This window comes from Arcticibacterium sp. SM2516 (genome assembly GCF_057914865.1).
This window is the reverse complement of record NZ_CP195290.1, coordinates 5,487,680-5,513,366: the sequence shown is the minus strand read 5'-3', so window position 1 is coordinate 5,513,366 and position 25,687 is coordinate 5,487,680. Positions and strand designations below refer to the sequence as shown.

The 25,687-nt window shown below is 38.9% G+C and carries 8 protein-coding genes; 2 read left to right on the top strand and 6 right to left on the bottom strand.

Annotated features, from left to right (window positions below; translation table 11 throughout):
* Positions 1-36: 36 nt before the first annotated feature.
* Entirely contained in the window at positions 37-12,774 is a 12,738-nt protein-coding gene (locus ACSBFT_RS22440; RefSeq protein ID WP_489602515.1) for a DUF8696 domain-containing protein, read from the bottom strand.
* An 892-nt stretch (positions 12,775-13,666) separates the two neighbouring features.
* Between ACSBFT_RS22440 and ACSBFT_RS22435 the strand changes: the two genes are divergently transcribed.
* Together ACSBFT_RS22435 and ACSBFT_RS22430 are read left to right on the top strand one after the other, a co-directional pair.
* Entirely contained in the window at positions 13,667-14,851 is a 1,185-nt protein-coding gene (locus tag ACSBFT_RS22435; RefSeq protein WP_489602514.1) for a mechanosensitive ion channel, read from the top strand.
* 256 nt (positions 14,852-15,107) lie between these two features.
* Positions 15,108-15,626 carry a DUF4199 domain-containing protein gene (locus tag ACSBFT_RS22430; RefSeq protein ID WP_489602513.1) on the top strand — a complete coding sequence of 173 codons (519 nt, stop codon included), beginning with the start codon at positions 15,108-15,110 and terminating at the stop codon, positions 15,624-15,626.
* Here the strand turns inward: ACSBFT_RS22430 and ACSBFT_RS22425 are convergent.
* From ACSBFT_RS22425 to ACSBFT_RS22405, 5 genes are all read right to left on the bottom strand, one after another.
* Positions 15,623-17,755 (bottom strand): c-type cytochrome domain-containing protein, encoded by a 2,133-nt coding sequence (locus tag ACSBFT_RS22425; RefSeq protein ID WP_489602512.1) that lies wholly within the window; start codon positions 17,753-17,755, stop codon positions 15,623-15,625. The genes ACSBFT_RS22430 and ACSBFT_RS22425 overlap by 4 nt on opposite strands.
* Before the next feature lie 20 nt (positions 17,756-17,775).
* Positions 17,776-19,230 (bottom strand): DUF1501 domain-containing protein, encoded by a 1,455-nt coding sequence (locus ACSBFT_RS22420; RefSeq protein WP_489602511.1) that lies wholly within the window; start codon positions 19,228-19,230, stop codon positions 17,776-17,778.
* A gap of 3 nt (positions 19,231-19,233) precedes the next feature.
* Positions 19,234-21,546, bottom strand: a complete 2,313-nt coding sequence (locus ACSBFT_RS22415) for a PSD1 and planctomycete cytochrome C domain-containing protein (RefSeq protein WP_489602510.1) — start codon at positions 21,544-21,546, stop codon at positions 19,234-19,236.
* 840 nt (positions 21,547-22,386) lie between these two features.
* Entirely contained in the window at positions 22,387-23,877 is a 1,491-nt protein-coding gene (locus ACSBFT_RS22410) for a sulfatase family protein (RefSeq protein ID WP_489602509.1), read from the bottom strand.
* A gap of 4 nt (positions 23,878-23,881) precedes the next feature.
* A complete protein-coding gene (locus tag ACSBFT_RS22405) occupies positions 23,882-25,675 on the bottom strand; it encodes an arylsulfatase (protein ID WP_489602508.1) in 1,794 nt (597 codons plus the stop codon).
* Positions 25,676-25,687: the final 12 nt, after the last annotated feature.

Sequence of the window (25,687 nt, the reverse complement as noted above, 5' to 3'; positions counted from 1 at the left end):
ACTAGTTTTGTTTATTACTGGGCTCTGAATTACATCCTATTTCGCCACAACCATTTTCCAAACACAGTAGTTTCCATCATCCCCAAGAATCTTCAAAGTATAAACCCCATCGCTCAATTCCGAATTTATACTTACTTTTTGAAGACTTTTTTGCGGAGTCCAATGCTCGGCAAACACTAATCCTCCTAAGTTGTCGTAAATCAAGACTTCTTCGAATTCCATGTTTTCTACGGATAAAAACATATCATCACCTGACCTTAGTGGATTAGGATAACTCGCACAAATGATCTTAGACTCTACCTCCGTAAAATCCAAATTTTCTAGTCCAAGTTCTTCTGGAACGTCTTCTGTTTCGCACCGCTCTACTTTGATCATAATTTCGGTCAAAGGACTTTTGCAGCCATTCTCATAAGTAGTTTCAAAAAGATAGGTTTCTTCTTTAGCCGTATTAAGAACAACTTTTAAGCTATCTCCAAGCGTTGATTTTAAACTGTCATGAGCGTACCATTCATAATTCGATATGCCCTCGATATTAAAGATAGAAATGGTATCTGCTGTACAATATACAAATTCATTATTCAAAAGAAAAACCGAATCTACAGGTAAAACTTCTAATAACAAACTATTCATTTCACTGATACAACCTGTTACGGAATCTTGATAGGCATAATAATATTCAAACTTACCGGCATTCTCTAAACTCGCTGGAGACACCAAAGAGCTATCCGCTAGATTTTCAAACCAAATGAATTTTAAAGAATCTTTAATCGGAAGCTCAATATGGGAGTGTTGACAAATTTCTTTGAATAACTTTTCTGGCTTGAGTGGTCTCTCATCAATTCGGAAATTAAACTCCTCTGTGCTTCTAGTACAAGTTCCACCATTTTCGGCCTCAAAAACCATCCTAATTCGATAATCTGAGTCCAAGAAAATACTATCTCTTAAATCATAAAAATTCAATATCCGTGTAGAATCAATACTTAAAACCGTATCTAAAGTTACCCAAGACCTTTCTGGCTGTACTTGGAGTTGATATTCTTTAACCTCTCCTTGAATATCCAAACTGTCAAGGTTTACTCGCCAATTATCATCCATACAATAGTACTGAGCATTAAGAACTCCTGTTATTTCATTGACTAATAAATACGCAGCGTTTGAAGTCGCTAAGCCTGTTGAATCACTCACTTTTACCCTAAACTGGGTCTTATGCGGATTCTCGGCAGAACCAATTTTTGATACCAAAAGAGAGCTGCCTGTCTCTCCATCCATTTCTCTAAACAAAGAATCTCCTGGCAATTTCCTTTCCCATAGATATACTAAACTTCCTATTCCCTTTGCATTGGCAGCGAATCTAACACTGTTCCCTTCGCAGTCTGCTCTATCTTCCAATGCCTTTTTAAAGCCAAGTGTGCCCCGAATAAATGAGATAATTAAAGTTCTATCACTTTCGCAACCAAAGTCACTCGACTGAGAAACATAGTGTTTATATTCGTCGATCTCCGTATAATAGGGATTTTGTGTTTCAAATTTCTTACCTGTTCTGGAAGTAAACCAGTGCAAGTTTTCTCCATTGGCGTCAAAAAGCAAGGTCTCCCCTTCGTCCACAAACTGTGGTGTGGTACTGGCAGGTGCCTCTGGTTTAGGGTGTATAATCACTGTGTATTTCGCTTTTGGACTTTCACAATCCTCTTTTGAAATCTCGGTAAACCACCATTCATAAGTTCCAGCTTCATCAGAGCTTGGTTTTGGGGCTTTTTTGAATCCTACAGCCTCCTTATTGGTGGCGATATACCATAGTTCGTCATTCGGCTTTCCATTAAAAGAAAGTGTCTTTGTGGTTTTTCCTTGACAGTACTCCTCCAATAAATCAGGTGGCCTATTGGGGTATGTGCCAACCTTAAGAAGTGTTTGGTCCGTATTTTCGGTACACTCAAATCCTCCTGTATTAAAGACTAGGCTACACCTATACTTTCTTGTATCATAAATCTGGATATTTTTGATGGTCATATTTGGACTCTTTGAACCAGTCGTTCTAAAATCATCAGAAATGTCAATCCACTTATCAATCACATCATCTCTAATTTGCCATTGAAATGACATAATATCGCCTGTAGTTTTTACATAATCGTACAAGCGAAATTCGAAATCAGTACCAACACAGGTTTCTATATTTGGCAAGGTTCCTTCAATTACATTTGCATAAAGGACCCGTTCATAAGTTTGAATATAACTCAGAGAATCGCTCATTCTACATCTATACTCAGATAAAACAGGGTTATCATTATCCCCTACCGCAGATACTCGCAGATTTGGAGTCAAAGTATACTTTATTCCTTCATCATCATCTTTCAAATCCGTAAACTGTGTTTCTCCCGGTCGTTTTCGTTGCCACTGATAAAATATTGTCCCTGCTCCTATTGCCTCGACAGAAAAGTAGACCGAATTCCCTTCACAATCATACTGATCCATGGGTTGATTCACAATAGTTAACGGGCTATAAACTGTAGCATTGACTTCAATTCTTGGGCTTTCACAGGTACTATTCGACTGACTTACATAATAAGTATAATCGCCAATTTCTGTTTCTATAGGAGCAGAAACCAAACTGGTATCAACCGTAGCCGAAGCATACCATTTCAAATTAGTTCCAGCAGCCGAAAACGTTAGCATATCGGGTTGAATCGCACTTATTGGCGTAGTGTTAACCGGCGGTTCATATCCTGGGATGGCATTAATATTTGACGTAGCGGTGTAATTACCACAAGCACTACTGCAGGTAGCGATATAAGACGCTGAAACTGTAACTTCAATGGTTCTTGTTAGCCCTTCTTCTCCGTCAGACCAAGTCAAAATGCCTCCACAACTAGATGCTCTAAGCAAAACAGAATTTCCGACACAAACTGTAGAATCTGATATATTCAATTCTACTTCAGAAGAAGGTAAAACCTGAATTTCTAGGGCATTTGAAGTGGCTTTATTACAATTGGTCAGTTCACAATCATAAATAGCTCTATAATAAACCGAGATTTTAGTTGCCTCAGTATTTTCTACACCTGAAATAACGTTGGTCAATGATGAACCAGGAATATCTTCCCAAAATGTAGATCCCGAAGCCGAGGACTTCAAATTCCGCTGCCAAATGACATTACATACCCCAGTACCACCTGAAACAATGCCGGTAAGTGTAAAACTTTGATTAGCACAAATGATGTTTTCTGAAGAGTTAACTTCTATAGAAGGATCCTCCACAATTTGAATGATTGAGATATTCGAATAAACCACAGCACCGCATTCGTCTATTACCTTTCTTCTGTAACAGGTTGTTTTTTGAATGGTTGAAGGGTTAAAAGTTAAGCCTGTCTCCCCAGAAATTGCACTCCAAGTTGGACTTACAGTGGAACAATTTTCTGACATTTCCCATGAAATGGTATGAGCACCTTTTCCTCCAAATGGGTCATTCTCATTTATAATAATAGAAGGATTAAAACCTGCACAGTTTACCCCATTATTAACACCAATACTTCCTGGAATTAACTCAGGATAACCTTGTACCTTAATGGTATTTGAAACTGGACTGATACATGAATTAGATGAACAAGTAGCCGAATAAGTCACCAGTGATGTAGGTTTTACTATAATTTCAGCGGTGGTTTCACCAGAACGCCACAGGATATCACCTGAGCAAGCTGTAACATTAAGTGTCACCGAATCACCATAACAAATCTCCGTTTTAGTAGCCGTAATGATTGGGGCAGAAATACCAGGACGTACCGTGATTTCCACCGAATCTTTGGCTATTGTAGAACAACCCGTTATAGAACACCTAGCCACCAAGTATCCTGAAACCGTTGGATTGAAAACACGCAAGGAATCTGAACTACCATCAAACCATTGTAAATTCCCTAAGCAACCTTTGGCTGAAACGTTGATACTTTCTCCTTCACAAATATCAAGCTTGTCCGAAGTTACATTGACCACAATACTGGGTGCAACCTGAATTTCAAAAGCCTCTGAAGTGGCTTTATTACAATTGGTCAGCTCACAATCATAAATAGCTCTGTAATAAACCGAGATGGTAGTTGCCTCGGTATTTTCTACACCTGAAATAACGTTGGTCAATGATAAACCAGGAATATCTTCCCAAAATGCAGATCCCGAAGCCGAAGACTTCAAATTCCGCTGCCAAATGACATTACATACCCCCGTGCCTCCAGAAACAATACCGGTAAGTGTAAAACTTTGATTAGCACAAATGATGTTTTCTGAAGAGCTTACTGTCACAGAAGGGTCATCAACAATTTGAATGATTGAGATATTCGAATAAACCACAGCACCGCATTCATCCACTATTTTTCTTCTATAACAAGTCGTTTTTTGAATGGTAGAAGGGTTAAAAGTTAAGCCTGTCTCCTCAGAAATTGCACTCCAAGTTGGACTTACACTGGAACAATTCTCTGACATTTCCCATGAAATGGTATGAGCACCTTTTCCTCCAAATGGGTCATTCTCGTTTATAATAATAGTAGGATTAAAACCTGCACAGTTTACGCCATTATTAACACCAATGCTTCCTGGGAATAATTCTGGATAACCTTGTACCTCAATGGTATTTGAAACTGGACTGGTACAAGAATTAGTGGTACAAGTAGCCGAATAAGTCACGAGTGAAGTCGGTTTTACTATAATTTTAGCGGTATTTTTACCAGTACTCCATCGGATATCACCTGAGCAAGCTGTAACATTAAGCGTCACCGAATCACCGTAACAGAACTCCGTTTTAGTTGCGGTAATGATAGGGGCAGAAATGCCTGGACGAACCATGATTTCTAAAGAATCTTTGGCCGTAACATCGCAGCCTTCTGTGGAACACGTAGCCGCTAAGTATCCTGTGAGCGTTGGATTGAAAACACGCAAGGAATCTGAACTACCATCAAACCATTGAAGGTTCCCGAAGCAGCCTTTGGCTGAAACGTTGATACTTTCTCCTTTACAAATATCATGCTTGTCCGAAGTTACATTGACCACAATACTGGGTGCTACCTGAATTTCTAGGGCATTTGAAGTGGCTTTATTACAATTGGTCAGCTCACAGTCATAAATAGCTCTATAATAAACCGTGATGGTAGCTACCTCTGTATTTTCTAAATCTGAAATGGTATTAGTCAAAGCTGTTCCTGGTATATCTTCCCAGAAAGAAGATCCCGAAGCCGAGGACTTCAAATTCCGCTGCCAAATGACATTACAAACACCAGTACCACCTGAAACAATGCCGGTAAGTGTAAAACCTTGATTAGCACAAATGCTAGTTTCTGAAGAGCTTACTTCTATAGAAGGATCCTCCACAATTTGGATGGTAGAGATATTCGAATAAACCACAGCACCGCATTCATCCAATATTTTTCTTCTATAACAAGTCGTTTTTTGAATGGTAGAAGGGTTAAAAGTTAAGCCTGTCTCCTCAGAAATTGCACTCCAAGTTGGACTTACACTGGAACAATTCTCTGACATTTCCCATGAAATGGCATGAGCACCTTTTCCTCCTAATGGGTCATTCTCGTTTATAATAATAGTAGGATTAAAACCTGCACAGTTTACGCCATTATTAACACCAATACTTCCTGGAATTAACTCAGGATAACCTTGTACCTCAATGGTATTTGAAACTGGACTGGTACAAGAATTAGCCGAACAAGTAGCCGAATAAGTCACGAGTGAAGTCGGTTTTACTATAATTTCAGCGGTATTTTCACCAGAACGCCACAGGATATCACCTGAGCAAGCTGTAACATTAAGTGTCACCGAATCACCATAACAGATCTCCATTTTAGTAGATGTAATGATTGGGGCAGAAATACCAGGACGTACCCTGATTTCCACCGAATCTTTGGCTATTGTAGAACAACCCGTTATAGAACACCTAGCCACCAAGTATCCTGAAACCGTTGGATTGAAAACACGCAAGGAATCTGAACTACCATCAAACCATTGTAAATTCCCTAAGCAACCTTTGGCTGAAACGTTGATACTTTCTCCTTCACAAATATCAAGCTTGTCCGAAGTTACATTGACCACAATACTGGGTGCAACCTGAATTTCAAAAGCCTCTGAAGTGGCTTTATTACAATTGGTCAGCTCACAATCATAAATAGCTCTGTAATAAACCGAGATGGTAGTTGCCTCGGTATTTTCTACACCTGAAATTACGTTGGTCAAAGCTGTTCCTGGTATATCCTCCCAGAAAGAAGAACCCGAAGCCGAGGACTTCAAATTCCGTTGCCAGTTCATATTACAAACACCAGTACCACCTGAAACAATGCCGGTAAGTGTAAAACTTTGATTGGAACAAATGCTGTTTTCTGAAGAGTTAACTTCTATAGAAGGATCCTCCACAATTTGGATGGTAGAGGTATTGGAATAAACCACAGCACCGCATTCGTCTATTACCTTTCTTCTGTAACAGGTTGTTTTTTGAATGGTTGAAGGGTTATAGGCTACGCTTGTGGCATTGGCTATGACCGTCCAAACGGGTTTCGCAGCGGAACAATTATCAGAAAACTCCCATGAAATGGTATGAGCACCTTTTCCTCCAAATGGGTCATTCTCGTTTATAATAATAGTAGGATTAAAACCTGCACAGTTTACGCCATTATTAACACCAATACTTCCTGGAATTAACTCAGGATAACCTTGTACCTCAATGGTATTTGAAACTGGACTGGTACAAGAATTAGCCGAACAAGTAGCCGAATAAGTCACGAGTGAAGTCGGTTTTACTATAATTTCAGCGGTATTTTCACCAGAACGCCACAGGATATCACCTGAGCAAGCTGTATCATTAAGTGTCACCGAATCACCATAACAGTTCTCCATTTTAGTAGCCGTAATGATAGGAGCAGAAATGCCAGGACCTACTGTGATTTCCACCGAATCTTTGGTCGTAACATCGCAGCCTTCTGTGGAACACCTAGCCACCAAGTATCCTGAAACCGCTGGATTGAAAACACGCAAGGAATCTGAACTACCATCAAACCATTGTAAATTCCCTAAGCAACCTTTGGCTGAAACGCTGATACTTTCTCCTTCACAAATATCAAGATTGTCCGAAGATACATTGACTACAATACTGGGTGCTACCTTAATTTCTAGGGTATTTGAAGTGGCTTTATTACAATTGGTCAGTTCACAGTCATAAATAGCTCTGTAATAAACCGAGATGTTAGTTGCCTCAGTATTTTCTACACCTGAAATAACGTTGGTCAATGATGAACCAGGAATATCTTCCCAAAATGTAGAACCCGAAGCCGAGGACTTCAAATTCCGCTGCCAAATGAAATTACATACCCCCGTGCCTCCAGAAACAATACCGGTAAGTGTAAAACTTTGATTGGAACAAATGCTAGTTTCTGAAGAATTTACTGTCACAGAAGGGTCATCAACAATTTGAATGATTGAGATATTCGAATAAACCACAGCACCGCATTCGTCTATTATCTTTCTTCGGTAACAGGTTGTTTTTTGAATGGTTGAAGGGTTAAAAGTTAAGCCTGTCTCCCCAGAAATTGCACTCCAAGTTGGACTTACAGTGGAACAATTTTCTGACATTTCCCATGAAATGGTATGAGCACCTTTTCCTCCAAATGGGTCATTCTCGTTTATAATAATAGTAGGATTAAAACCTGCACAGTTTACGCCATTATTAACACCAATGCTTCCTGGGAATAATTCTGGATAACCTTGTACCTCAATGGTATTTGAAACTGGACTGGTACAAGAATTAGCCGAACAAGTAGCCGAATAAGTCACGAGTGAAGTCGGTTTTACTATAATTTCAGCGGTGGTTTCACCAGAACGCCAAAGGATATCACCTGAGCAAGCTGTAACATTAAGTGTCACCGAATCACCATAACAGATCTCCGTTTTAGTAGCCGTAATGATTGGGGCAGAAATACCAGGACGTACCCTGATTTCTACCGAATCTTTGGCTATTGTAGAACAACCTGTTATAGAACATTTAGCTACTAAATATCCTGTGATTGCCGGACTGAAAACACGCAAGGAATCTGAACTACCTTCAAACCATTGTAAATTCCCTAAACAGCCTTTGGCTGAAACGTTGATACTCTCTCCTTCGCAAATATCATTCTTATCAGAAGCTACATTAACCGTGATATTGGGGGCTACTTGAATTTCTATGGCATCAGAAGTCGCCTTATTACAATTGGTCAAATCACAATCATAAATAGCTCTGTAATAAACCGAAACAATAGCGGCCTCGGTATTTTCTAGGTCTGAAAGGGTAATGGTCAAGGCTGAACTAGGAATGTCTTCCCAAAAAGAAGAACCGGAAGCGGACGACTTTAAATTTCGCTGCCAAATGACATTACATACCCCCGTGCCTCCTGAAATATTTGCGGTAAGTGTGAAACTTTGATTGGAACATATACTAGATTCAGAAGAGCTTACTGTTACAGATGGGTCATCAACAATTTGAATGATTGAGATATTCGAATAAACCACAGCATCGCATTCATCCACCGTCTTTCTTCTGTAGCAAGTCGTTTTTTGAATGGTAGAAGGGTTGTAAGCTACGCTTTCGGCATTGGGTATGACTGTCCAATCGGGTTCCGCAGCGGAACAATTATCAGAAAACTCCCATGTAATGGTATGTGCACCTTTTCCTCCCGAAGGACTTGTTTCATTTGAAATGGTAGACGGATTAAAACCTGCACAATTCACATCCGTGGACTGCGAAACTCTCCCAGCTATCAATTCTGGATAACCATGAATATCAATGGAATTAGAAACAGAACTGGTACATGAATTAGATGAACAGGTAGCTGAGTAAGTTACGGTGCCAATAGATTTCGCCATAATCTCAGTCGTATTTTCGCCAGAACTCCACAAGATTACACCTGTGCAGCCTGAAATGACCAACACTGCGGAATCTCCAAAACATACTTCTGTCTTATTAGCTGTGATAGAAGGGACTGCTATACCGGGCTTAATACTTATAGTAACACTATTAGTGGCCAAAACAGAGCAACCGTTTAAAGCACAATCTGCTGTATAATTGGTGGTTTCTGTTGGTGAAACAGAAATAGTTTCTCCTTCCTGTGTATCAGACCAAGTCACTATTCCGTTGCAGCCAGAGGCTGATAAAGTAGCAGCTTCTCCTTCGCACATTTCTGTGGTTCCTGCTAAGGTGGTTTCAGCCAATTCTGTCACATTTAGTGTCCCGCCATCTGAAGTTTCGAGACAAGTACCGCCTGTTTTTTCGAAAGTAATTTTCACACGATATTGATCGGAATCCTTAATGCCTGTAACTCCATTTATAACATAGTTTGGCAATGCACCAGACTGAACCTGAACAAAACTACCACCAGACACTTTTCGTTGCCATTCATAATTCTGGATGGTACCTACGGTAGCAGGTGGCACCCATGTAACAAGCTCACCGGCACACACATCTTGGTTGGTGAGATTTGCGGTGAAGTCATTTACGCTTAAGACCACTTCGTCAGAAACAGTACTACAATTAGAAGATGCGGCGGCTACTCTAAACAAAGTACCATGCGGATTAGCAATGTTCCCCACATTGGTCAATTTTAAATCAATATCCGTTTCGTCGGCAATCAATTCCCAATTACCTTCGGGTAATTTCTTTTCCCATGACATGATGTAAACGGCATCCGTTACACTTTCAAAAGTTATGGTATTGCCATCACAATTGGTTTGACTGACAGGCTGAGTGGTAAATTCTGGAGCTGCTCCGGAAGTCATAGAAATGGAAGTGGTGCCCATACATCCTTCCGAATCTTGCAAAGTTATTTGATACGATTTTGCGGTTAGATTATCGAAAACATGATGCGACTGAAGGCTTCCTGACTCCAATTTAAACTGATAAGGCAAATTACTAGTCTGTGGAACCAAAGCAACACTTCCGTCACCTGTACCGGGACAACTTTCTGGTGTTACGGTCTCTACCACCGATGGAGTATCATAAACGGCGATATTGACCACTGTTCTTTCCGTTTCACAAGTAGTTAAACCATCAGTTTGCTGAACAGCGGCATAATAAGTTCTAGCAGTCTGTACGTTTGACAAATTGAAAGAAGCGGTATTATTTATAATGACATTTCCTGTTGGCGAAGCATACCATTTATATTCTGTTCCGTTGGTATTGGTAACAGCATTAAAAGTGACATTACTGCCTTGGCACACCGTATAGGGCATAATGAGGTCCGTGGCACTTACACTAGGCCCTTGAATGGCAGATGTCAAAACAGAACCGATTGAGATGGTTTTTGTGATACCACAATAACCTGATGCGACTTTGACATAATAATCTCCTGCACCCGTTCCTATGTAAGAATCAATGGTTTCATCCCTAATATCCACAGTGTCTTTCCCCCATTGATACGTATAATTTCCATCTCCGTTTTGACCTGCTATGGTAAAAAGGACTACTCTATTTAATTCACCATGAGCACATACTGCCGAAGTACTAGTTGATAAATTAGCGGTTACCATATCTGTAATTTTCACTTTTATTTCAGTTCTTGGGCTTTCGCAAGAATTGGCGTCAACCTGTGAAACATAATAAGCAAAATCTCCTTCTGAAGTGACATCGGGTGTTGGTGGCGAAATGGAAGCAGTTCCACCAGTTTGGTTTGTTCCATACCAATTTAATTCATGACCTGTAGCCGCAACGGCTGTCAATGCACTTGGACTGCTGTTTAAACAATAGCCCGTATCCACCACAGTAGGTGCTAGAGGCAAAGCCAAAACTGTTAATGTAGCTTCCGCCGAAAGGTTATCGCCGCAGTCGCCTTGTACCAAGCAGGTTATTTTAGCACCATTCTCAGCAGCTGAAACATTCTCAAGACGCAAACTACTTGAATTGGTTCCTATATTCTCTCCATCCTTTTTCCATTGATAAGTTAAGGTACCCGAACCCGTAGCCGTCACAAAAAAATTAGCGTCAGAACCAACACAAATTTGCTCATTGGTAGGTTGCCCAGAAATTTTCGTTTGGGGTTTTACGGTTAAATCCGCCGCTGTAGAATTCACAAAACCACAAGTTGCCGATACTTTACAGTAATAAGAACCGCCGTCAGTCAAATCCGCATGGCTCAACTGGTAAGTATCACTCTCTGCTCCGCTAATAGCCGCTGACTCAAAAAACCATTGAAAAGACAAGATTCCTTCTCCAGCTCCAACTACAAAAAAAGTATGAGCATCTTCTTCACAAATTTCAGCCGTTACTGGTGCTTTACTAACATTACTGGGTTTCTGAATATAAAGGTTGATCGGAATTATCTCTGAAAGGCATTCAGTACTTGAATTTTCTAAAACAAGATTAAAAGTATAATTACCATTGGCTGCAGTAGAAGGTATTGTGATAGTCAAGGCTGTGCCCGTAATAGTAGCATCTGAAATAGATACAAAATCTGCCATTGTGCCCGATGATAATGTCAGAGAAAATTTGTCTACTCCTACGGATAAATTTGTGTAAGGAATCTCAAAAGTGTTAGTTCCTGGACATACCGGATCTATAGTACCCAAAGTCAAATTTGGTAAAGGGTTCACTTTAGCCAAGATAGAATCTGGACCAGATTTACAGTCATTATCATCTGTGAAACTCACATAATAATAATTGCTTAATGTTAAACTTGGTGTTTGATAGCTTTTTACGGTAGCAAGAACATCCCCGTATGGTGTGGCAGACCAGTTCCATGCCGACCTAATGTCTGTAACAGCCAGATTCATGATTCCTTCTCCACAGACAGAATCAGCAACGAATGCAGTTGGGCTATCAGGCTTTGCATTCACCGTATATCCAGTCCTTTCTCTGGTATAGGTACAAGTAGCGGCTACCAAAGAGCCATCTGGCTGCATAAGGTTATTTGTAAACTCGAGTTCCACTTCAACGCCGTCTAATCCAATTGGCATCTTATTAACATTAAAACTTGAAGCAGACTCCTCTTCGAAATCATTTCCTGTGAATTCATTAGTACCATCATTTGCTGTCCAGTGATACGCGTCTATGGTTCCTTCTATTCCACTTGCTTTTAAGGAAAAGTTTGCAAAACCGTCTTCACAAAATGTGGTAGAGGTTGTTGGCTGAATTGTCCCAGTATTATTGATAAACAATGAAGCTCCATTAGAGGTGTTTTTACATCCATTTCCATCTGTAACCACACATCTAAAAAAATCATCGTCTGATGTTTTTATATCATTTAATTTTAAGGCTAAAGTATTTACATCTCTATACTTACTACTAGCACTTAAATCTGAATAGCTTCCCAAAGACCCATCTTCACTTTTTTGCCATTGGTAAGAATGACTACTCCCGAAATCATCCACATAATAATAGATATCTTTTTCAAAACATTGAATTTGTGCCTGTGGCTCTATTATAAATACTGGTCTTTGGGCTGATACTTGAAAGTCATGAGAAGTGGTATTTCCAAAAGTATTAGTGAAAACTATTCTTAAAACTAAATCGTGCTGATAATTATCTAGACTTAGTGAAAATGGATTAACAGCCACCCCAGAGTATCCCGGAAAAGGTGCATATGAATTATTTTCTTCATCCTTTATCTGAAGTTCATAGCTATTGGCATTAGATACATTTGCTTTTATAATAGCAGAACTATTAAAACAAACAAAGCCCCCTTCTAAATAAGGTTCTGTAGTAATATTTGGAGGAGATTGACCAAATAATGAACCAGAAATTAATATAATTATTATAGACAAAAATAAGACTTTCATGTATATATAAATGTGGATTCATCTACAATATAACACATATCATCTTAAATATAAACCATTTAAAAGAAAAATCCAGCCTATCCCTATGGATGACCGGATTTTTACTATTAACCCTAACCTAAATGAAACAAACTCTTTCTTTTAATTTCTTCTATAGTAATTAAGCCCCTTTCTAGAAGGCCTTTTTAGTATAGAATACAATCTATTTACCACATACCCCAATAAGACTGGTACAGTAAGTAGCAATAAGATTTGAAGTAGTGTAAAAAACAACTCAGATGCACTCATAATTTTTGTCGTTTAGATTCAATAATCAAATTACGTAACTATAACGAAAAAAGACTACGGGATTATTACCCTTTATTTGACCGAAAAATAAAAAAAAGAGTCTGCTTTTGCATTTTACGTATAAATTATTGTACTTTACAGAAGTACAGTTTATATATAGTGTGAGTTAAGATTACTCATATTTAATGGTTTAAAATAATAACCCGACTTTTTTAAAGTCGGGTTATATTTCAAAAATTAATCTTTTAAGATTCACGATGCCAAAATTAATCCTGTTATAAAGTTAATTCTCCATTAGCTTGACTTTGAATTTTCAGTTGAGTACGCTACGAAACGCAAACTAGATAACTTAATTAGCTAAACCACTTTTGCTAGGTATTCTAAAAATGTCTAGTGAATTTATGAGGACTTTGGAGGTGAATAAAAAAAGAATTCGATTTGTTACTCCTGAAACCATAATGATCTTCTCTAAGCACCTCATACTAAACAAACTCATAATGAGTCAATTGTCACTTTAGTGGCCTCACTACGTCCAAAATTAAAGACTTCTTGCTGTTTCTTTAGTAAGACCTATTATTTTATAACACTTAAAAACATCTGACGCATGGAAAATCAACTACAAGGCTTTATGGATTCAAATTTCGGAGCACAGCTCTCCGGCATGATAGGCCCAGGACTTTTAAGAGCATTATCTGCTTTACTTATCTTTTTTATCACCTGGGTGGTTGCTAAATTTATTTCCCGACTTATTACCAAACTTGTTCAAAAAGCTCCTTTTGACCGACAAATGTTGGAAAAAGGAAACCCAAAACCATCACTTCTCATAGGTAAACTGGTGCATTACCTGCTTTTAATCATGGGTTCACTTATTGCTTTGGAAATTCTTGGCGTAAGTAATGTCTTGGAACCACTTAAAGACATGCTCTCCAAATTTATGCAGGCGGTTCCTAACATTATAGGTGCGGGTGTGATAGGCGTCATAGGCTACTACTTAGCTCAGTTTGTTTCCGAATTAGTTTCTATGGCAGGTGATGCCATAAATAAATATTCATCAAAATTAAATTTAGGTAATCTTGATTTAGGTAACATCTTAAAAAAGATTGTGTTTGTCATCATCTTCGTTCCCATATTAATGGTTGCTTTAGACTATCTTAAAATGGATATTATTACCGACCCTGCCAAGGTACTTTTCACCAACTTGCTTAGTGCTATACCTAGAATAATTTTGGCCGTAGTTATTATGGCTGTATTTTATTTTGTAGGAAAATATGTCGTACAACTTTTAGAAGGGATTCTCGAAAATATTGGCATCAACGAATATGCTTCAAAATATAAATTAACTTCAATTACTGGAGAGAAAAAACTTAGTTCTCTTATAGGAAATGTCGCGACTTTCATGATACTGCTTCTTGGAGCAACTACCGCAGCTGGGGAGTTGGAGTTTGAGGCTCTTACTAATATTTTAAATGACGTTTTAGTTCTCGCATCCAAAATTCTCTTTGGACTAGTTATCCTACTTCTTGGAAACTTCTTAGCCAACATGGCATATAAATTCATCCATAAATCAGAGGAGAACGTGCTGATAGCAAATATTGCTAAGTACGTCATACTAGCCTTATTTATTGCAATATCATTACGTCAAATGGGCATTGCCAATGAAATTGTTGAATTGGCATTCGGTCTGACGCTTGGAGCCATTGCTGTCGCATTTGCTCTTATGTTTGGCCTTGGTGGAAGGGAAGCAGCTGGCGAGCAGGTTCGTGAGTTTTTTAAAAAATTCAAAAAATAACTTCGCAGAATTTGCCAAGAGCCGCCACAGAAATGAGGTGGCTCCTTATTTTTATGTTTTATTTCTCATACCTACACCTGAATATTAGCTTCTATTTAAGCCAAAATAATGCTATAAAAAGTGATACTTTTTAAGGTGCGTCATAATTTCATGAATTATTGACATCTCCTACTTGCAGTAAAAGCCAGAAAATTCTTATCTTAGAATAGCCTCCTATTCAAAGAGGTATAGTTATTTCATCTCATTCCTTATCATCATGAACAAATCGGCATTAAAATTTGGGTTAATTTCTGGTGGAATTCAGGCCGCCTTAATGGCTATTTTTTCGCCAATAATGCTGTCTAAAGAATCTTCATTGGCTTCTTCACAAATGGTAGGTTATATCAGCATGGCAGTAGCTTTATCGCTTATCTTTTTTGGAATAAGAGAACACAAGATGAAAACACTAGGTGGCGAAATCACCTTTAAACAAGCTCTTCAAACTGGAGCTTTAATTGCCATCATAAGTGCATTGATTTACACTGTAGCTTGGATGGTAATATCAGGATTAAACCCAGAGCTTAACGAAAGGATAGCCGACATGTACAGAAACGATCTGAACAACAAAAAACTTTCTCCAGAAGAATTGTCAAAAGCTTTATTAGACATTGACAAATCAATGACTTATTACCAAAATCCTTTTTACAAGTTCGGAATCACCTTATTAGAAATATTACCTATGGGGCTTTTCATTGGTCTTTTAGCATCATGGATTCTCAGAACCAAAAAAGACTAGTACAAATAAATCTCATCAATAAATAGCCAAGCTTTCTGCCCTGACCCTCCATGCCATTTTGGTAGTTTTTGAATAGGTTTGCCTACTACCTTAATGTATTTGTAAGCTTTATCTAATTTAAAGTTGAGACCATCATAACTTACAGGCTCCCCTTTAATTAAAGTTTCAGGGCTCTTTTTATCTATCAATTTTAAATTGTTGCGACTATCGCCAGCCCAAACTTGAATTTCCTGCGGCGGCATGATATAGCTTCCTACACTTTTTAAATAGCTCACAGTTAAGCCTTTGATCTCATCCTCTGAGTTTGTTTTTAACAAAATCTCAGCATCACTTTCTTTATAGCCTAACCAGGCAAAATCTTTAAAGTTAGCCTTGTCGCCCTGTTTTTGGTCTATCACAGTATTGCTTCCTAAGCCTGGGTATTGGCTATTAGTTGGAGCCAGCAACCAAGCACTATCCGCTTTAAAATTACTCCTAAAAAAAGAAAATTCTCTGGTATCTGAGGCATACCAACCGTCTTTTGTTGCCAGCGTTTTAACCTTGGCAAAACCTTCTAGCGGAATTTCATCTTTATAAATATTACCACTAACTGAGTCCAATTTAATGTCGTCTGTAACATACCTGATTTGAACATTCGAAAGTCCATGTTTAAGCTGAACCTTTTCACCTGTTTTTAATATAACGGACTTGCTTAGTAATGTCGGTGGATTGATTTTAAGCATGTCATCATCCGTAGGCACAAAACCTTTTGACACAAATACTTTCCTATTAGATTTCTCAAAAGCATCTACATCCGCCACTTCTAAGCCTGTATTCCACACAAAAAGTTGCTCAAGGGCTGGAAACTTTGACAATTTTTCCAAACTTCCTTTTTCTAAAGCACAGCCACTTAAACTTAAACTAACTAAGTTTTTCAGCTTGGCTAAGACTTCTAGATTCTTGCCCGTAACATCTGAACTATTGAGTACCAATATTTCAAGATTCTCAAAGCCTGAAATCAGGTTTAAATCTTTATCAGAAACCGGCATTTTAGCCAAGTTCAACGCTACTAGTTGTTCTGAAACCTTTTTAAGATTTGACAGTGTAGCGGGGTCAAACCTTTCTGTTACATAAAAATTGGCTTTTAGAGCAGGAGAATTTAAGGCCAAAGCCTCCACGGTACAGAACGGTGTTTTCACATCAGCCAAAGTACTTTCAGAAGCAGCAGAAAATTCATATATTTTTTCTTCTTTATTTACTCCATACTGTTTCAACACCAACTGGCGAAGAGAATCTCCCTCCGATAATTCTGTTAAACTTAATTCCGCTTTAGCACCCTGATTTATCCAACGCTCCAAAATCGAAATCTCTAGAGCCGTTAGCTGAGGTTTGCCTTTAGGTGGCATATGTTTCTTATCTTCTAAAGGTAGCTTGGCATTTTTAATGATGTGGCTATTTAAAGCATCACCTGCCAACCAAAGAGGACCATCTTCACCACCTTTCATGATTTTTGAAAGCGAAGCCATATTAAGCTCGCCTTTCATCTTTTTGTCGTTATGACACGACAAACACTTGGCTTCTAGAATAGGATTGATAGCTTCTGCGAATACAGAACCATTAGGGTCAAAAGGCTTTTTGGTTTCTATTTGAAGCGGAGCAAAAACATAATTGGCTCCATGTGTAATTTCTCCGCCTAAATGCCCAGTAATTAAGACAATGATGGCAGCAACTACGGTCAAAGGCTTACTGTATCGCCAAGATTTCTCTAATGACATATACGCCACCCAGAGAATCAGACTGGATAAAATACCTAACCATTTATGCCACTTTAACTGCTCCGCAGAGTAACCAGCTTCTTGCCCTAAAAAAAAGCCAAAAAGGGCCGTAAAGGCGGCGGAAAAGGCAGAAACAAGAAAAAGGAATATAAGAAGATCGTCTAGCTTGGTTTCCTTGAAAAACTTAGCTCCTAGGTGTAAAAAAGCGGCCACAAAAAAAACGCCAATAGGAAAATGTAACAACAGTGGATGCACCCTTCCTAAAGAAGCAAAAATGAGTGGCAAATCTACCTTTGACTCAAAAATCAACAAAAAAACGAGCATCACATTGAGCACAATCAATATGGGCGAAGCAACTTTCTGAACTCTATTCATTTACCAAACACTCGTTTGTTTTACGATATAATATCATTAATAACCTTACCTGCTACATCTGTCAGTCGGTATCTTCTGCCTAGATGTTTATACGTTAATTGTTCGTGGTCTAAACCCATTTGATTTAACACTGTGGCATGAAAATCATTAACATGAACTGGGTCTTTTATAATGTTGTATCCCAACTCGTCTGTTTCGCCGTAAACCATTCCCGGCTTAATACCTCCACCTGCCATCCATATACTATAGGCTCTTGGGTGATGGTCTCTACCATAATTATCTTCTGTAAATCCTCCTTGACAATAGTTGGTTCTTCCGAACTCTCCTCCCCAAATCACCAAAGTTTCATCTAACATTCCTCGCTGTTTCAGGTCCGTTACCAGTGCAGCCGATGCTCTATCTACCTCTTCTGCTTGTAAGGCCATTTCATTGGGCAAGTTTCCGTGCTGGTCCCAGCCTTGATGATATAGCTGAACAAAACGTACTCCTGATTCTGAAAGCTTTCTTGCCAAAAGTGCATTAGCTGCATAGGTTCCTGGCACTAAACACTCTGGACCATACATTTTAATAGTGGCATCAGATTCTTTAGAAAGGTCCGTCAATTCAGGAACGGCTGTTTGCATACGATAAGCCATTTCATATTGCTGCACTTTGGCTTGCACTTCAGGGTCTCCATTTTTATCAAAACCCATGTGGTTTAGCTCTGCCAATTTGTCTAACATTTTTCTACGAGATGTCCTGCTCATGGCGTCTGGGTCGTTCAAATATAAAATTGGATCTTCGCCGCTGCTAAAAAGTACCCCTTGATGCGTAGAATCCAAAAAGCCATTAGACCAAAGTTTAGAATAAACCCCTTGACCATTTCCTCTTCCTCTAGATAGAAGTACCGTAAAAGCAGGTAAGTTTTGATTTTCACTTCCAAGTCCATAACTCATCCAAGCACCCATACTTGGCCTGTTCCCGATCTGAGAACCCGTCTGCATAAAGGTAAGAGCGGGATCATGATTTATAGCCTCCGTGTTCAAGGAACGAACAATACAAATATCATCGGCGATTTTGGCAATGTTTGGAAACAAATCACTTATCCAAGCTCCTGATTTTCCGTATTGTTTGAAATCATAGTAAGAACCCACTAAAGGAAACTTACTTTGACCAGAACTCATACCCGTTAATCTTTGCCCGTTTCGGATAGATTCTGGTAAATCCTGACCAGCCATTAAGTTGAGTTTTGGCTTATAATCAAAACTCTCTAACTGACTAGGAGCACCATTTTGAAAAAGGTAAATAATTCTTTTAGCTTTAGGGGCAAAATGCGGGATTCCGACAGGTAAACCCTCTGTGAGACCTTTACCACCTTTAAATAAATCTGGCATCAATAAAGAACCAAGAGCTATCCCTCCAATTCCCGCGGCGGCCTTTCCTAAGAAATGCCTCCGATTAACGTTCATCCTGTTATTTATAAAATCTTTATCCATAATCTATATTTTAGTGATGGCCTCCTCCATGTTATACATCAGCTGAATACAAGTCATTAAGGCCGCCTTTTCGACCGTTTTTACCCCAATATTATTCTTATACTCTCCCACCTTCAACGTCTCTTTAGCCTTGGCAGGATTTTCCTTAAAGAAGGCTAACTCTTCCTCAAAATAGTCTTCCAAAAGTTCTAGTTCTTTTTTCTCCCCATTCCTACAAAGAATCATTCTGAAAGCTATAGCCAATTGATCCTTTGCATTATCATCCACCAGTTTTTCGGATAACACTCTAGATGCTTCTAAAACCGTAGGATTGTTCAGCATTGCCAATGCCTGCAAAGGCGTATTGGTCGTAATTCTTTGAACCTCACACTGGTCCCTATTACTTGAGTCAAAAATCAACATAGACGGTGGCGGGACTGTCCTTTTGATGAAAACATACATTCCTCTTCTATACAAATCGTCTCCATGATCTTGTACATATTTGGCCAACACACCTCTTCCAGAAGTAGCCCCTTCCCATATACCATCTGGTTGATAAGCCTTAACACTTGGTCCGCCTATTTCTTCATTCAGTAATCCAGAACTTGCTAAAACCAAATCTTTCACTAACTCCGCCGAAACTCGCCCTCTACTGCTTCTGGATAAATAAATATTGGTAGGGTCAGTTTGAAGATGTTTTTTCTCCACTTTAGAAGACTGCTGATAAGTGGCCGACATCACTATTTGTTTCACCAACCTTTTAATGTCCCAACCATTCTCTTGGAAATCTACCGCCAACCAATCTAACAATTCTGGATGAGAAGGCAAGTCTCCTTGCATCCCAAAATCTCCCGTGGTTCTAACTATTCCCATACCAAAAAGCTGTTGCCAAATTCTATTGACATAAACCCTCGCCGTCAATGGATTCTCTTTGTCTATCAGCCATTTCGACAAACCAAATCTGTTTGGCGTAAATTTAGTGGTATCGAAATCCAAGATACTTTTAGGCAAGCCAAAAGGAACCTCTTCTCCATGAGCGTCATAACTCCCTCTTTCTAAAAGATAAGTTGGGCGTAATTTAGGCTGGTCTTCCATGACCATCACTTCTAACTTAACCGTATCTTTTTTATTGATAAACTTAAAAATATCTTTCACCTCTTTATTGGTAATTTCCATTTTGGGCGGATCTGCCAATGATGCCAATGTAATATCCCCAACCAATCCTTTCTCTGGAACCTGGTTAAAAAAAGCGAAAGAACTGTAATATTCCTTCTGTGAAATAGGGTCATATTTATGGTCGTGGCAGTGAGCACATTCAAAAGTCAAAGCCAAGAAGCTTTTGCCGAAAGTATTCACCCTGTCTGTCACATATTCTATTCTATATTCCTCATCAATCACCCCTCCTTCTTGGGTAATCTTATGATTTCTGTTAAAGCCTGTAGCCAAAATAGATTCTTTGGAAGGCTTGTCAATCAAATCTCCAGCTAGCTGCCACTGCAAAAATTTATCGTAAGAATAGTTTTCATTGAACGCATGAATCACCCAGTCTCTCCATGGCCACATCGTTCTCAGACCATCATCTTGGTATCCATGGGAATCGGCATACCTGGCTACATCCAGCCAAGGAAGAGCCATTCGTTCTCCATAATGTTTACTTTTCAATAGCTCATCCACTACTTTTTCGAAAGCACCTTCGGAATCATCTGCCAAGAAGTTTTCTTGTGCCTCAATGCTTGGTGGCAAACCTATCAAATCCAGATATACACGTTTCAATAATTGTTCTTTTGACGCCTCCTTACTGGGAGAAAGGCCTTTTTCTTTCATTTTGGCATAGACAAAATAATCCAGTTCATTATGAACCCAATCTTTATCTGCCTTAGGCAATTCAGATTTTTCAGGAACAATAAACGCCCAGTGAGGCTTGTACTCCGCCCCTTGCTCTATCCATTTTTTAATCAGCTTAATTTCAAATTCACTTAATTTCAAATTTGATTCCACTGGGGGCATCATTTCCGTGCTATCCTCAGCTATTATACGCTGATAAACAGCCGAAAGCTCGGGTTTTCCTGGCACCAAGGCATGTGCGTCTGGCGAATCTTTCAGAGCAGCGAAAGCACCTTCGGGCGTATCTAAACGCAAGTCGGCCTCACGGGTATTGGCATCCGGGCCATGGCACTTAAAGCATCTATCTGAAAGAATAGGTCTTATATGGAAATTAAAATCGACTCTATCAGGAATCGTAGTCTCTGCAGCTTCGGAAGAGTTACAGGACTCAAAAACGGCTATACTTATGCACAGGCCAAAGGCCAGTAAGGCAAATTTTATCTTTACGTTCATAAATCTGGTTGAATAAAGGCAATTAAGCCTAGATAACAAATATAGCTTTTTGAGTAATAAAAAGAAACTGTTAAAATCTTAACTAACCAACTTAGCCAGATAAAAAGACTTAATAAAAGCTATTTAACCTAAAAAACTAAAATGAAGATGATTAGATTATACCTCCAATTGCCAAGAAAGGTCAAATGTAGGGTTGGTAAGACAAGATTTGGAACATAAACCTTGCTATTCCGTTTTTCTTAGTTAAGTATGAGCTGTGAATGATTACGTATTTCCCATTTTATCTAAAAACCAGCACTATTCGCAATGGGATGGATAAGTAGATAGAAAAGTGAACAACAGCCTTCAACTTTTGGGTAAAAGATCTAAAATCACAACTTCCTTATCATCCCTTGTTGCAATACATAGCTTTGCTACAGGCCTATCACTACTTGGATAATCCACTTCGGTTATAGCTAATATGACGGAGTACAAAACCGAGACCATCACTAAATTGCACTTGGATAGCTTCAAGAATACGGTATTTTATGAAGCTCGTTTGAAGCTTTAATTCTATGCATTAAAAATAAGTCTAGTCTTTAAGTATTAACTCAAAAACCTCAGAGCCTAGAAAAAGGAAGACCCATAAGTAAAAGGAGGCTGTCTCTCTCTTTTGAAACAGCCCCTCTTACCTAGCTTGAAGCTTTAAATACAATCTGAAGTATAATTCAACATAAAGGCTTTTAGAATGTTTATGTTCAGTAGTAGGTAGCCCCTGGTCGGATTTTAGAAAAAGTAAAACAAAAAAGACCTCATTTAACTGTTTCTATTTCGGGGTTAATCTTTCGCAAAAAACTGAGTCTATTCTCCTTTTGGAGCAGGCCAGTTGTTAACCAGCTCGGCTCCAGTAGATTTTAATTGAGCTTCAAGTTTCTTTCTGAATACTTTTAGTTCATCACTATATTCCGAGCGTAAAGCTAGATTTATAAGCTCCTTTGGATCTCGATTTAGGTCATACAACTCCTCTATTTCATTCTCCCTCAAAGTTCGTATATATTTGAACTTGCCGTCTCGTAATGAAATCCACCAGTCTATCCCTTGATTAGGAAGGGTGTCTGTAATCCCGGTGGCTGTTTCTGCTCCAAACTTCATACTAAAGTTTTCTAAGACAACGGGGCGGTTCCAATCATTTTCTGGGTTTTTAATTAAAGGGATGAGGCTTTTCCCATTCATTTGCCAGGGCAATTTTATATTCGCTAGCTCAAAAAAAGTAGGAATTAAGTCAAGGCCTTGAACAGGAATACGACAAACTTTCCCTTCGGTTTCTTGAGGAAGTTTAATGATCAATGGTGTCCTAATATTGTCATCGTACGGTGCTACTTTAATGGTCATTCCATGATGCCCCATGGCCAAGCCTTGATCCGAAGTGAAAACAACCACTGTATTTTCTAAGGCACCTGTTCTTCTTAAGGTCTCCATAATTTCTCCTACTCCTTCGTCTATAGATAATGCGGCACTTTGGTATTTCTGCACAAGCTTAGGCAAAGGCAGTCCAAGACGATGAGAAATGGGAACACCTTCTGCATCAGGTGAAAGCATGGCATAATTTTGCATGTAGGTGGGTTTGGTAGGTCTTGGTGGAAAAACATCTTTAGGAATTTCAACTGGTTCTGCTTCATCATAAGCTCCTAAGTGTCTGTTGGCAGGAGTATGAGGAGCATGAATGCCATCATAACAAAGCCATAATACCCAAGGTTTATCGTGCGATTTTTCAATAAAATCCTTCGCATATTTCGTATAGTTATCTGTTGAATACCCTCCAACAGCCTGATAATCGCCCCCATCAAATCTTAATTTCTGGTCGCTGTAATAATCCCCAGCTTTCTTAGGCTCTGAATGATTCCAAACTATAGAATGATCCCAGACTGTGCCATGTCCATATTCGGCCCCTAAATGCCATTTCCCTATTAATGCTGTGGTATAACCATTCTCTCTAAAAACGCTAGGCCACATACGGAATTCATCAGGATTGTGCTGAATATCTGGGTATTTTGAAAAATCAATCCCGTTGATATTATGTAGCATCTTGCCTGTCATCATCATGGCTCTTGCGGGAGCACACCAAGGGCCTACATATGAATCTGTAAAGCGAATACCATTTGCTGCCAGCCTGTCAATATTAGGAGTACTAGCAAAGGCCTCAGCGTCTTCATAACAAGAGACAGTTCTGTGAGATTGGTCATCGGTAAAAATGAACAATATATTGGGTGCAGTTTTCCTTTTTTGTTTTGGAAAAAAAGAAAATGTTGCCAGACAAGTGACTAGCAACATTCCATTTACAAACCTATTCATTATACTATTTCTTTACTAATTCAACATCTACAAAGCTTGGCCCCATAGGTAAGCGAACTATTTTAAGAAAAGCATGAAGATTACCCACTCCTTCAGGTAAGCTTATACTGTCAAAAACGGCCTTATTTTGCCCTTTCCGTACAGGCATTTCAACATTCACTTCATTGTATTTAAAATGAGCTGTTCCGTCCTCCCTTAATTCAGGAAAATGCATAACCACACGATAGTTTTTAGCTTCAGAATGAACTCTCCAGTAACCTAAAGTGCCTATTTGACTACCTGAAAGTGCCCTTAATCCTCCCCAATCAAACTTCGATAAGTTTACATTAGGCTGGCTTTTAGTGCCAATATGAATTCTTTGTATTCCTTTTCCCTCTCTCTCTTCTGTTACTTTGTCAAAGAAATCCTCATATTTTCTCAGTAAATCTTCTACTATTTCTGGATATTTTTTTGCCAAATTGATTCGCTCACTTGGATCGTTCTCTACATCATAAAGTTCTAATCTCGCCAGAACATTCTTCAATTCTGCATCTTTTGGTTGATACAAAATATTGTGAGGGTCATCTTGAGGTGCTACTAACTTATACTTTTGAGTACGGACTGCAAAATGCATGTATTTGAAAGAAACTGGTCCGCCATGTAATTGAACAAAAAATGCATCTTCCTCATTATTATATGCTTTTCCTTGCCAAAGAGGTAATAAGGACTGCCCATCCAAGTCTAAATCTTTTGGAATTGGAATTTGACATGCCTCTAAAATAGTTGGCAAAATATCTATTACCCTTCCCATTGAATTCACTTTTGAATCGGTCTGTATTTTACCAGGCCAACTCACGAAAAAAGGCACCCTTATACCACTTTCATAAACACTTGTTTTTGTGCCACGAAGGTTAGCCACCCATCGGCCAGGATAAACGTCATTTTTGGTTCGTCTATCTCTAGGACCATTATCCGACATGAATATAACAATGGTGTTTTTTTCAATCCCTAATTCTTTGAGTTTAGCTAATACACGACCTACATTTGAATCTATGTTATCTATCATACCATAGGTTAAAGCATTATCTTCATGAAGACCTTTATCTCGATAAGGTTGTGCACGCCAATCAGGCACCTCTAGAGGGAAATGAGGTAAATTAGTAGCCAAATAAGCCAAAAAAGGCTTGCCTTTGGATTGACCTATAAAATCTAAAGCGGCGTCTGTAAAAATATCGTCACAATAGCCCTTCATTTTTTTCGAGACATTATTATGCTCCAGAATAGGATCAAAATAGCTATTCCCTTCTGGTCCAGCCGCTTGTCCTATCCCTCCGCCCTTATGAACCAAGGCTTCTTGGAAGCCTTGATCTGTAGGACGCATTGGATAATTATCTCCCAAATGCCATTTCCCAAAAATACCGGTACGATAACCATTACCACCTAATATTTCTGCAATTGTTTGTTCCGAAGTATTCATCAAATGTTCCACTTGAGTAACGCCAATGACCCCCGTACGAAATGGATAACGACCTGTCAACAATCCTGCTCTTGTAGGCGAACAACTGGGATAAGTAAAGAAATGTGTCATTTCCACTCCTTTCTGCCCAATGGACTCAATATTTGGTGTTTGTAAATCTCGATTTCCGTGAGAACCAATATCACCATATCCTTGATCATCAGACATCATAATAATGACATTTGGTCTTTCTTGGCCATAGATTTCATTATTCCATGCCAGAATACTTAACAAAATGATAGTTTGAAAAAACTTAAAATTAAAGCGACTCCATGAGTTATATCTATTCTGTATTGTTATCATAGTTTGTATTTT